Genomic DNA, 12608 nt, shown 5'->3' on the forward strand with positions numbered 1-12608 from the left:
AATCCGTACTTTTCCCTCCTCGCTTCTGCTTGAGGTTCCTCAACTAACGAACTCTTCCGTCTCCATCAAAAATCACGGTGTATTTTGATTTATTTCCATTATTGGAGTATGTATAAAACAATATTTGAGTGGGATACTCATCGTCGCTACATTTATCAGCACAAACAACCTTCAGTATTTTCATGCCTCCTCCATCTCGATCAATCCAGTTTAAAAACTGTTTTTCGGAAACATCATCATCGGGTTTGCCAAATAGCAACTTCAATTCATAAATTTTCTTCCCGGAGTAATTGATTCTCCACTTCTCAGGAGGTACATTATTTTTTAACTCACAACTTGACAAAAAAACAGTCCCCATCAAAAAAAACAATTTGACAAAGAGATGTTTTTGAGCACTTCGACTTATTGAATTCACTGGCACGTGCACCTCCTATATACGGCGATTCCTTGGGGGAATTTGTTTAAGTCCCAAGGCCAACTGGTCGTGTGAGAGCCCGCTTCAGTGCCCGCTCCAATTGTCGAAACCCCCGGAACTTTCACGATTGCTACATGCCCCGAGGAGTCAGGTGTCCAACGAGCTATAGCGACGATATCGCCCGGTCGAGGATCAGTCACCACCGGAAAATTCGGTATGGTTGCAGTAGGGTCTGCCCATTTTCCTGCACTAATCGGCATGCTCAACCAATTGCGCCGAGGTGCAACACCAGTTGATTCAAGAACATCATCAACGAAGGTATTGCATTTATTGGTATTTGGACCGGGGCGATACGGGGCACGCAACGAATAACGAGAGTCATTATTGAGTAATTCAGCTTGCTCAAGAATGTTTTCACACCGACAAAGACCGAAGGAATCAAAATAGCTCAGGGGGTCGGCATCTACATACCCAAACCGATTCCACCCCCCATCCAATCCAATCGGATCCCCCTGCGTATACCGCCCCGTGCTCGGCGCGTACGTGCGGAAGTAGTTGTAGTGCAGCTTGGTCTCGGGGTCAAAGTACTGCCCCGGATACCGCAGGTTGAAGGTGACTTCCGGGATGCTGGTGGCGCCCGTGGTGGGGGTGGTGCTCTCGCTGGTGAATCGCTTGGCCCCAATGGTGGGCTGTTCGTCTCCAAACGCACTGTACGCCCACTGCCATGCCACCTGGCCGTCGGGCTGGGTGAGTTTGCGGGCGGTGTTCAGGTGGTCGCTGTGGACGGCGTAGGCGGTTCCCTTGATCACTGCCGCTATCGGCATAGGGCCGCTGGCGGTGGGCAGGTAGATGTATTGCGCGGTGCCTGAGCTGTTGGTGCCGCCCGAGCCGTATTCGCCCAGCAGGCTGCCGTCTTCTGCGTACACGTAGCTAAAGCCCAGTTTCTCGGCGTCGCTGGTGCTGGGGCTCCAGAGTTTGCTGAAGAAGTTGAGGATTTGCTGGACGAGGCCGGGGGCTGGTTCCTGCTTGCTGTGTTCTTCTCCGTCGTCGTCTTCGGCCAGCAGGTTGTTCAGGTTTTTGTTGCTGCTACTGCTGCCGCTGCTTGGTGTGCTGCTGCTGTACAGCGGCTCGGTCTTGAACACGCGCTGGCCCAGGCCGTTGTGGGCGTATTTGGTGGTGGGGGCGTCTTCGCCTTGGCCGGTGCTGGCGCTCTCCATGCGGCCTTCGCTGTCGTAGCGGTAGGTGGTCAGGCCGTCGCCCAGCAGGTCGCCTGCGCTGTTGTATTGGTAGGTGACGCTGGTGTTGGCGGTGTTGCTGCCCGCCGTGGTGGTTTGCGTAAAGCCCAGCAGGCGGTTGTGGGTGCTGGCACTGCCGTAGGTGCGGCTGAGGGTGCCAGGGGTGCCCACGGTGGTGGTCTGGACGCTGGTTTTACGGTTGCCGTTGGCATCGTAGGTGTAGGTGGTGGTGCGCCCTGTGTCTCCAAACTGGATGATGCGGCCCGCCAGGTCGTACTTGACGGTCCAGAGCTTGGTGGCGTGGCTGAGGGTGCTGTCTTGGGGGTTGGTGCTGGCAGGCTGCCACAGGTCTTGGCTGATCGCTGTGATGCGGCCCGCTGCGTCGTACTGGTAGCCGCTGAATTCGGTGCTGGACACCTGGCCCGCGGTGTTGTAGCTGCGGGTGGCCGGGATGGCGGCCGCACCCCCGGGCAGGCTCCAGTTCCAGCCCGTGGGCTGGCCCAGGGGGTTCCAGGTGATGCCGGTGACCAGCGGCTGGCCCGCCCAGGTCAGGCCGGTGATCTGGCCGGTGGTGTCGTAGACGTTTTGCAGCACTTGCCCGCCGGGGTAGGTGGTGCTGGCGAGCAGGCCCTGGGCGTTGTAGCCGTAGCTGACGCTGCGGGTGTCGCCATTGATCAGGACCTGGGTCTTGGTGGTGACGCGGCCATGGGCGTCGCGCTGGTAGGTGGTGGTGCCGCTGGCGTCCACGATCTCGCCCAGGAACCCTTTACCCGTGGCCGTGAGGTCGTAGCGCAGGCTGGTGATGCGCCCTCCGGCGTGGGTGATGAGGGTGGGGCGGCCCAGCAGGTCGCGTTCGATGGTGGTGGCTTGGCCCAGGGCGTCGGTGATGGTGCTGGGCAGGCCCAGGGCGTCGTACTGGGCGCTCTCGGCACCGCTGTCGGGGCTGGTTTCTGTGGTGGCGTTGCCCAGGGCGTCGCGGGTGTAGGTGGTGGCTACGTTCTTGGCATCCAGGACTTTGGTGACTTGGTCCAAGGCGTTGTAGGTGGGTATGACGCCCCCCACTTGAGGGTTCCCCAACCAGCGCACGCGCCCCAGATAGTCGCGCGTGGACTGCGTAGCAAGGCTCTCACTACCCACGGCCTGGGTGCTGCCGGTGAGGTCACCATTGTTGTCATAGGTGTAGACGGTAGGCGCCGCGCCACTACCTACGGTCATGCTGGCTATGCGGTTGATGTTGTTGATAGTACGCGCCAGCTTCCAAACCAATTGCCCCTGGGCGTTGCGAACTTCTTCGTTCAGGCGATTGCCCATGTTGTCCAGCTCATAGGTGCCGCTGTTGCCCCGGTTGTCGCTCCAGCTAGTGAGGCGCTGGGCCGCGTCATACCCGAAGGTGACTTGGTAACCGTGGGGCTGCGTGGCGGTGGCGATCTGACCACTGGGCCGGTAAGTAAATGCAGTGACCAAACCACCACGATTAGCGCTGAGCACCCTGCCCAATGGGTCATAGGTGTAGGTGGACACCAGCCCATTGGGCGCGGTGTGGGTAAGCACACGGCCCGCGCCGTCGTGGGTGTAGGTGTCCACATGGCCCAAAGCGTTGGTTGCGCTGGTGAGGTTGCCAAGGCTGTCGTACTGGAACCCGGTGGTGGCGCCGTTGGGCGCTGTCTCTGTCGCCACAAGGCCCGTGGCATGGTAGGTCCAGCGGGTGGTGCGCGCCACACCGCCCGCACCGCTTTCTGAAACCGTCTGCGACAGCGGGTTGCCCTTGCTGTCATAGGTGTAGCTGATCACCCGCCCCTGTTCGGTGATGGTGGCGGGCGAACGGAACTGTGGGTGCCAGGCGGTGGTGGTGGTGCGGGTTTCGGACCGGTTGGAAGCCTCGGTATACGTGGTGGGTAGACGCCGGGTGGTATCCCAGGTGGCGCCGTCCGTGGTCCACAGCATGTCGTAGCTGAAGTCCATGAGACCTTGGGCGTTGTAGCTAATAGAGGTTGCTGGGCGCTTTTCTCCCGATGCCGGGGCCAGTGATGTTCCCGAGTAGAGCATCAAGTTAAATCTGGGTGAATATGAAAGCTTTCTTCTTGTCCCCAGAGGGTCAGTCACCCAGAAATTATCCGGTTCTGCAGGCTGAACCTGGTATCTATTCACACCGCTTGCGGACTCCGTCGCAGTAGCCCACCCCTCGGAGTCATATTGAAACGTGGAAATCCTTGTGCGATTTTCATCCAACACACCTGTCAGCAGGCTTGGCGCGGACGCTAGTTCATACAAATACTCTATGGCATTGCCATCGGCTTTACGAACAGCAATTAATCTATCTCGATCATAGACAAATGAAACCGTTTGGCCGCTGGAGCTGCGCACGGATTCAATTTTATCAGAGGCATCATAGAAAAACTCCAGCGAACGCCCAAAATTATTCTCTACCCGAAGCAGCTTGATTTCATCCTTGTAAAAATAGTCAGTGGTCCAGCCATTTCTCTGGGTCTGCCGAACGATTCGACCTTTGCGATTGAAAATATATTGCCTTTCTTGCTCCATATCATCAAACGACCAACCACCATTTGGCTGAATAATTAGGCTATGAAGCGAATTTCTGGCAATATAAGACCCGCCATTTTTTCGAAAGAAGTAATGATGTGATCCATCAGGCATCTGTATGCGAATCTGATCAAAAGCACCCCCCTCATCCTTGCGAACTCGCGTATAGGTGAGATTGAAATCATGATTATGAAGCCACCCTGCGCCTATATCACCCTTGTGTAGATTCTCGTAATTCCCTCCAAACCACAGCACTGCGTCGCGAACACGGTGACTGCGATAAAAACGCGTAAATTCAAGAGCATGAGGACGTTCGTCAACCAGGTCTTTTACAATTTCCACCTTCTCACGAATCGACGGCACAATAGGATTTCCAACCTTACCTGCATTACAAAGATCGCAAGCCATCGGATAGCGAGTGGTACTGGCCATACAGCCCGATGAATTGATATCAGAGAAATACGCCCCCGCAAAAGGTGAACACTGGGCAGTTCGATCTCCCCAAATATCGGCACCATAAGTAGTAGGCTCCATGCAGCGCCCCGTACTATCAGCGACGGATATTTTTGCAAGCAATAGACGCTTTGTCCTGACAGGCTGTCTCGACTGAACAAACGTGTCTACCACAACAATTTCTTCAGGACCAATTTCGTGACTTACACCACAGAGTTTTGTCATCCCCCTGGTCCAATATGCTATGGTGCTCTCAACCACCTCTTGCACTGTCGGAAAGAATGACCCGCTGGGAATCCCAGAGCGGTAAACCCAATCCGTAAATTCAGTGGGATGGAGAAGACAGTGATTCCGTCCTTTCGAATTTGTTTCAAGACAAACCGAATCGTACCGAGTTTGGGCAGCAACATTGCCAATTGATCCAGCGGAAATCGCCAACCCTATCAAAATCAATCGTGCAACTCTGCTTTTGAATAATTTTTTGAACAACAAAAAAATTGCTGCAGAAAAATAAATCCTCATACGACCCTCTCCATTTTATTTATTTCCTTGCAACTATTCTTAAATAGGCTGCTTATTTTTGCCACCCACCAGGCCCTACGACTTTGCGCATAGCTGCGGATTCCACCGCATTTCGACCATGAAATGGGAATACCCAGCCACCCGCCGCAGCGCCATTCTGGTTTATCCCGTATTCCTCAACCCCGCAGCAATCCCATTAATGGAAATATGAATCCCCGTCTGCACCCGTTCATCCCCCTGCCCCGCGCGCCAGCGGCGCACCAGTTCCACTTGCAAGTGGTGCAGTGGGTCGATGTACGGAAAGCGGTGTTTGATGGAGCGGGCCAGGGCCGCGTTGTGCGTGAGGCGCTGTTTTTCGCCGGTGATGCGCGTGAGGGCGTCGGCCGTGCGGTGCCATTCGGCTTCGATGCTGGTGAACACCTTTTTGCGCAGGCGTGCGTCGGTCACGAGTTCGCTGTAGCGTGAGGCCAGGGCCAGGTCGCTTTTGGCCAGCACCATGTCCATGTTGGACAGCAGCGTGCGGAAGAACGGCCATTGGCGGTACATCTTTTGCAGCAGGGCCAGCTGGGTCTTGGGGTCTTTGCCTTCCAGGTTCACAAACGCATCGACGGCCGAGCCAAAGCCGTACCAGCCGGGCAGCGTGAGGCGGCACTGGCCCCAGCTGAAGCCCCAGGGGATGGCGCGCAGGTCTTCGATCTTCTGGCTGGCCTTGCGGCTGGCGGGGCGGGAGCCGATGTTGAGCTCGGCGATCTCGCGGATGGGGGTGGAGTTGAAGAAATACTCGGTGAAGCCCGGGGTCTCGTACACCAGCGCGCGGTAGCTGCCCATGCTGGCCAGCGAGAGCTGCGCGGCGGCATCCAGAAAGGCCTTGGTGGCGGGCTTGGTGGGCTGCAGCAGCGTGGCTTCGAGCGTGGCGGCCACCAGGGTTTCGAGGTTGCGGCGGCCGATCTCGGGGTTGGCGTATTTCGACGCGATGACTTCGCCCTGCTCCGTCAGGCGGATCTGGCCACGCACGGTGCCGGGGGGTTGGGCCAGGATGGCCTGGTAGCTGGGGCCGCCGCCCCGGCCCACGGTGCCGCCCCGGCCGTGGAACATGCGCAGCTGGATGCCGTGGCTGGTGGCCAGTTCGTCAAACAACTCCACCAGCGCGATCTCGGCGCGGTACAGCTCCCAGTTGCTGGTGAAGATGCCGCCGTCCTTGTTGCTGTCGCTGTAGCCCAGCATGATGTCCTGCTCGCCGCCGCTGCGCTGCACCAGGGCGGCCACGCCGGGCAGCGCATAGAACTCGCGCATGATGGGCGCGGCATTGCGCAGGTCTTCGATGGTCTCGAACAGGGGCACCACGATGAGGTGGTTCTTGGACTCGGCATCCAGGGTGCCGCTCATCAGGCCCACTTCCTTTTGCAGCAGCAGCACTTCGAGCAGGTCGCTCACCGTTTCGGTGTGGCTGATGATGTAGTGGCGGATGGCCTCGTGGCCGAAGCGCTCGCGCATCACGCGGGCGGTTTCGAAGATGGCCAGCTCGCCCTGGGCATGGGCCGAATACTGGGCCCCCACCACGCGCAGCGGGCGGGCGTCGTTGAGCAGCTTGATGAGTAATGCGCGCTTGGCGGCTTCCTGCAAGCCTGCGTAGTGAGGCTCGATGCGGGCCGTGGCCAGCAGCTCGGCCACCACTTCTTCATGTTTGTCGGAGCTTTGGCGCAGGTCCACCGTGGCGAGGTGAAAGCCGAACACCTGCACGGCGCGGATCAGCGGGTGCAGGCGCTCTGCGGCCAGGGCTTCGCCGTGGTGCGACTTCAATGACGCTTCGATCACACGCAGGTCGGCCAGGAATTCATCTGCGCTGCCGTAGGCGTTTTGCGGGGCCACGGCGTGGCGTGCGGCCTCGCCGCCGGTCAAGTCCTTCAGCGACGCTGCGAGGCGCGCATAAATGCCGGTGAGGGCGCGGCGGTAGGGCTCGTCCACGCGGTGTTCGTTGGTGTCGGGCGAGCGCTGGGCCAGCGCCTCCATCTCGGCGGACACCTGCACCAGGCGGGCCGACAGCGACAGCTCGCCGCCCAGGTAGTGCACCTCGGTCAGGTAGTGGCGCAGGGCCACCTCGGCCTGGCGGCCCAGGGCGTAGCGCAGGGTTTGCGCCGTCACGTTGGGGTTGCCGTCGCGGTCGCCACCAATCCACTGGCCCATGCGCAGAAAGCTGTGCACGGGGTACTGGCCCAGCTCGTTTTCCAGGTCGGCGTAGATCTTGGGGATCTCGCGCAGGAAGGTGGCTTCGTAATACGACAGCGCGTTCTCGATCTCGTCGGCCACGGTCAGCTTGCTGTAGCGCAGCAGGCGCGTTTGCCACAGCTGGGCCACCCGGGCGCGCAGCAGGGCTTCGTTGGCGGCCAGCTCGCGGGGGGTGAGTGCGTCTTTGGCGCTGTTGTAGAGCTGGGCGCGCACCTGGATGTCGTCGCGCGTAGCGAGCAGCTGGGCGATGTCGCGCTCGGCGTCCAGAATGCTCTTGCGCTGCACCTCGGTGGGGTGGGCAGTGAGCACGGGGGCCACGTAGCTGCCCGCCAGCGTCTGCGAGATGGTCTTGGGCGCAATGCCAGCCCAGCGCAGGCGCGACAAGGCGACTTCGATGCTGCCCTCTTGCGTGTCGCCCGCGCGTTCGTGCACGGCGCGGCGGCGGATGTGGTGGCGGTCTTCGGCCAGGTTGGCCAGGTGACTGAAGTAGGTGAAGGCGCGGATCACGCTCACCGTCTGGTCGCCCGACAGGGACTTGAGCAGCTTCTTGAGCGCGCGGTCGGCCTCCTGGTCGGCATCACGGCGGAAGGCCACCGAAAGCTTGCGCACCTGCTCGACCAATTCGTAGGCGGCCACGCCCTCCTGGTCCCGGATCACATCGCCCAGAATACGGCCAAGCAGGCGGATGTCGTCAATCAGGGGCTGGTCCTTGTCGGATCGTTTCATGGTGCGTGGGTCTCCGGAGGTGGGTAGGTGACCTGGCGCCGCCTGCCCCCGCATCCCCCGGGGCGCACCGGCCCCAGTGCGGGCGCATGCTAGCATCGCCCGCCCCTGAATGATTACAAACAGGTTACGAACTTGAGCCTCGCCCATTCCCCCCTTTCCATCGTCATTGCCACCCGAGAGAGCCGCCTGGCGCTGTGGCAGGCCGAGCATGTACAGGCTCTTTTGCGCGCACGGGGCCACACGGTGGAGCTGCTGGGCATGACCACCAAGGGCGACCAGATCCTGGACCGCTCGCTCAGCAAGGTGGGCGGCAAGGGCCTGTTTGTGAAAGAGCTGGAGGTGGCGCTGGAAGAAGGCCGCGCGCACATTGCCGTGCATTCGCTCAAGGATGTGCCCATGGAGCTGCCCGACGGTTTTGCCCTGGCCTGCGTGATGGAGCGCGAAGACCCGCGCGATGCGTTTGTGTCACCCAACTACCCGAACATTGATGCCCTGCCCCAGGGTGCAGTGGTGGGCACCTCCAGCCTGCGCCGCCAGGTGCTGCTGCAGGCCCTGCGGCCCGACCTGAAGATCGAGCCGCTGCGCGGCAACCTCGACACCCGCCTGCGCAAGCTGGACGAAGGCCAGTACGACGCCATCGTGCTGGCGGCGGCGGGCCTGAAACGCCTGGGGCTCGAATCCCGCATCCGCTCTGCGTTTGCGCCCACGGCCATGTTGCCAGCGGCGGGCCAGGGCGCCTTGGGCATTGAGGTGCGCAGCGACCGACAAGACCTGATCGACGCGTTGGCGCCACTTGCGCACCAACCCACCTGGCTGACCGTGGCCGCAGAACGCGCCGTGAGCCGCGCCATGGGCGGCAGCTGCTCGATGCCGCTGGCGGCGCATGGCACGTTCACCGACGGCGTGCTGCAGCTCGACGCCGCCTGGGGCGACGTGGACACACAGGCCCCGCTGGTGCGCGCAGCGGCCAGCGCCGCCGTCACCACGCTGGCACAGGCCGAGGCGCTGGGCGACGCGATTGCGCAGCGCCTGCGTGCCGGTGGCGCGCGGGCGCCGAACCCCTGAATTGATTGGCCAAGCCATGCCCCGGGTGATCGTCACGCGGCCCGCCCGCGAGGCTGCACACTGGGTCAAGCTGCTGAGCGCGCGCGGTGTGGATGCCGTGGCCCTGCCACTCATCGCCATCGGCCCCTGCTGTGATGCGGCGGCAGAGCAAGCACTCACCTTGGCGCATGCCCGGCTTTCGCAGTACCGGGCGCTGATGTTTGTCAGCGGCAATGCGGTGGTCCATTTTTTTGAGGCGAATAAGGCCCCAGCGCTTGATGGACAAGCGCTAGCAGCTATAAAAACAAGAGCATGGGCACCTGGCCCCGGCACGGCGCGAGCGCTGGAGCAGGCCGGTGTGCCGCCTGGCTGCATCGATGGCCCGGCGCCGGATGCCCCCCAGTTCGACTCGGAAGCGCTGTGGCAGCAGGTCTTTGCACAGATACGGCCCGGCGACTGCGTGCTGATCGTGCGCGGGAGATCCGACACGCCCCAGGGTGTGCATGAAAGCCAAGGCAACGGCCGCGACTGGCTGGCACGCCAGATCGAGGCGGCGGGCGGCACAGTGGAGTTTGTGGTGGTCTACCAACGCGGCGCACCGCATTTTTCGGCGCACGAGGTGGCGTTGGCGCAACAGGCGGCGCACGACGGCTCCATCTGGCTGCTGAGCAGCTCTGAAGCCGTGGCCCACCTGGCCGAAGCCCTGCCAGGCCAGCACTGGGGCGCCGCGCACGCGCTGGCCACCCACCCGCGCATCGCCGAAGCGGCCCGCGTAGCCGGATTTGGCACGGTGCGGGAATGCCGTCCGGCGCTGGAAGACGTGGTGGCCTCGATAGAATCGGCCGCATGAGCTCCGCGCCCCCCAACGAACTGCCCCCCGCACCACCCGCAGCGCCCATGGCGGCACCCACAGCCCCCGGCCGGGGCGGTGCGGTGACGCTGCTGCTGGGCGCAGTGGCCGCGGCAGCGCTGGTGAGCAGTGGCCTGCTGTGGCAAAAGCTCAGCTCCATCCAGGAACAACTGGCCCGGCAGTCTGCAGACTCGGGCGCGCAGGCCATCGAGGCCCGCACCATGGCGCGCCAGGCCGAAGAACTGGTGCGCGAGACGGCCGCCCGCCTGTCGGTGGCCGAAGCGCGGGTGAGCGAAGTGGCACTGCAGCGCAGCCAGCTCGAAGAACTCATGCAAAGCCTTTCGCGCTCGCGCGATGAAAACCTGGTGGTGGACATCGAATCCGCCATTCGCCTGGCCCAGCAGCAGGCCCAGCTCACCGGCAGCCTGGAGCCCCTGGTGGCCGCCCTCAAAAGCGCCAACCAGCGCATAGAACGCGCCGCCCAGCCCCGTCTGGCACCCGTGCAACGCGCCATCGGCCGCGACCTGGACCGCCTGACCCGCGCCACGGTAACCGACACCGCCGGCCTGCTGGGCCGCCTGGACGACCTGGTGCGCCAGGTGGACGAGCTGCCCGTGCTCAACGCCGTGGCCCAGGCCGCCGCCACGCGCCGCCTGGCCGCAACACCCGCCCCAGAAGGCACCCCGCCACCCAACCAGGGCAACCTGGCCTGGTGGCAGGCCGCCCTGCAGCGCAGCTGGGAGGTGGTGCGCGACGAGGCCCGGGGCCTGGTGCGGGTGAGCCGCATCGACCAGCCCGAGGCGATTCTGCTGGCGCCCGAGCAGACCTTCTTCCTGCGCGAGAACCTCAAGCTCAAGCTGCTCAACGCGCGCCTGGGCGTGCTGGCGCGCCAGTTTGAATCGGCCCGCGCCGACCTGGCGGCCGCCACGGTGGCACTGAACAAATACTTCGACCCGGCCTCGCGCCGCACGCAGAACGCGGCCAGCACGCTGCAGACCGCCCAGGCCAGCATGAAGGCGGCCGAGCAGCCGCGCCTGGACGAAACGCTCTCTGCGCTGGCTACCGCTGCTGCTGGACGCTGACGACATGCGCGCAGCACTCTGGCTTTTGGCATTGTTTGGCGTGGCCGTGGCGGCCGCGCTGTTCGCGGGCAACAACCAGGGCACCGTCACCCTGTACTGGCCGCCCTACCGCATCGACCTGTCGCTGAATATGGTGGTGCTGCTGCTGGTGGGCGGCTTCGTCACCGTCTACGCGGCTCTGCGCGCCCTGGCGGCGCTGCTGGAACTGCCACACCAGGCCCGCCGCTGGCGCGTGCAGCAAAAGGAGCGCACCATGCACGCGGCCTTGCTGGATGCCCTGACCCACATGCTGGGTGGCCGTTTCATCCGCTCGCGCAAGGCGGCGGTGGCCGCGTTGTCACAAGAACACGCGCTGGCCAGCGCCGGGGAGGCCGTGCCCCACGGCCGCCAGCTGCGCGCCCTGGCCCACATGATTGCCGCCGAGGCATCGCACGCCCTGCAAGACAGCGCCACGCGCGAAAGCCATCTGCAGGACGCCTTGCAGGAGGCGCCGCTGCGCGGCAGCGTGAACGAGCAGGAAATGCGCGAGGGCGCCCAGATGCGTGCCGCCCGCTGGTCGCTGGACGACCGCGATGCCAACGCTGCGCTCGACCGCCTGGCCGCCCTGCCGCAGGGTGCCGCCCGGCGCACGCTGTCGCTGCGCATCAAGCTCAAGGCCACGCGCCTGGCACGCCAGACGCAGGACGCGCTGGACACCGCGCGCTTGCTGGGCAAGCACCGTGCGTTCTCGCCCGCAGCGGCCCAGAGCATCGTGCGGGGCCTGGCCATCGAACTCATCAACAGCGCACACGACACCGCACAGCTGCAGCAGACCTGGATGTCGCTGGAGTCGTCCGAGCGCAGCATGCCCGAGCTGGCCATCCACGCCGCGCAGCGGCTGGCCGCCCTGGGCGGCGATGCCACGCAGGTGCGCGCCTGGCTGCTGCCCGTGTGGGACCGCATGGTGGACCTGCCCGACGCACTGGCCGAACACCATGCGCTGAAGCTGGTCCGCGCGCTGGAGGCGGGGCTGGATGCGCTCGACGCCCCCTGGCTGGCCCGCATCGAATCAGCCCAGCAGGCCAACCCGCGCGACGCCCGCCTGCAGTACCTGGCGGGCATGGCCTGCCTCAAGCGCCAACTGTGGGGCAAGGCCCACCAGCTCCTCACGCAGGCGGCGCAGCAGCTGAGCGACAGCAGCCTGCGGGCCAGCGCTTGGCGCCACCTTGCAGAACTGGCAGAGAAACGCGGCGACGAAAATGCCGCTGCCGAGGCCTGGAAGAAGGCCGCGCTCAGCCGGTAAACGGCCTTTTGCAGGGGCTGCGCTTTCCGAGTGCCGTCCTTTGCCGCCCAAAGAACATCCCTCGCAGCCTGCCCAGACCGCAACGGTGGGGGCCACACCCAACCAGGGCATTCCTGGTGCATTCACCGCCGCCACTCCCCCGCAAATGCGCGCAGGTGCAACTTGCACAGCATTGGGGAACTTTGAGCGCTCAGGCCCTATCAATTCATTTTTTTTGAATTGAAGCATCAAT

At 62.9% G+C, this 12608-nt stretch carries 7 protein-coding genes; 4 read left to right on the top strand and 3 right to left on the bottom strand.

Features of this window, described 5'->3' with window-relative positions:
• Positions 1-43: 43 nt before the first annotated feature.
• The 3 genes from ASE39_RS26695 to ppc all read right to left on the bottom strand — a co-directional run bounded on the left by ASE39_RS26695 (position 44) and on the right by ppc (position 8118).
• Positions 44-421 (bottom strand): hypothetical protein, encoded by a 378-nt coding sequence (locus tag ASE39_RS26695; protein WP_140426884.1) that lies wholly within the window; start codon positions 419-421, stop codon positions 44-46.
• The gene (locus ASE39_RS25020) at positions 412-3612 is read right to left on the bottom strand and encodes an RHS repeat-associated core domain-containing protein (protein ID WP_057272903.1); all 3201 of its coding nucleotides are present in this window, start codon (positions 3610-3612) and stop codon (positions 412-414) included. The genes ASE39_RS26695 and ASE39_RS25020 overlap by 10 nt, the downstream gene beginning before the upstream one ends.
• A 1716-nt stretch (positions 3613-5328) precedes the next feature.
• Entirely contained in the window at positions 5329-8118 is a 2790-nt protein-coding gene (gene ppc / locus ASE39_RS25025) for a phosphoenolpyruvate carboxylase (RefSeq protein ID WP_010459854.1), read from the bottom strand.
• 132 nt (positions 8119-8250) lie between these two features.
• On the opposite strand from ppc, the gene hemC reads away from it, so the two are divergent.
• Genes hemC through ASE39_RS25045 form a run of 4 tightly spaced genes read left to right on the top strand, consistent with a single transcriptional unit; the run spans position 8251 to position 12376 of the window.
• Positions 8251-9183, top strand: coding sequence for a hydroxymethylbilane synthase (gene hemC / locus ASE39_RS25030; protein ID WP_057272904.1), 933 nt, complete (start codon positions 8251-8253; stop codon positions 9181-9183).
• Positions 9184-9199: 16 nt separating this feature from the next.
• On the top strand, positions 9200-10012 hold the full coding sequence (locus ASE39_RS25035; RefSeq protein ID WP_057272967.1) for a uroporphyrinogen-III synthase: 813 nt from the start codon (positions 9200-9202) through the stop codon (positions 10010-10012).
• A complete protein-coding gene (locus ASE39_RS25040) occupies positions 10009-11094 on the top strand; it encodes a uroporphyrinogen-III C-methyltransferase (RefSeq protein WP_057272905.1) in 1086 nt (361 codons plus the stop codon). The genes ASE39_RS25035 and ASE39_RS25040 overlap by 4 nt, the downstream gene beginning before the upstream one ends.
• A 4-nt stretch (positions 11095-11098) precedes the next feature.
• Positions 11099-12376 (top strand): heme biosynthesis HemY N-terminal domain-containing protein, encoded by a 1278-nt coding sequence (locus tag ASE39_RS25045; RefSeq protein ID WP_057272906.1) that lies wholly within the window; start codon positions 11099-11101, stop codon positions 12374-12376.
• Positions 12377-12608 lie beyond the last annotated feature (232 nt).

This window comes from Acidovorax sp. Root267 (assembly GCF_001429215.1).
Taxonomy (GTDB): Bacteria; Pseudomonadota; Gammaproteobacteria; order Burkholderiales; family Burkholderiaceae_C; genus Acidovorax; species Acidovorax radicis.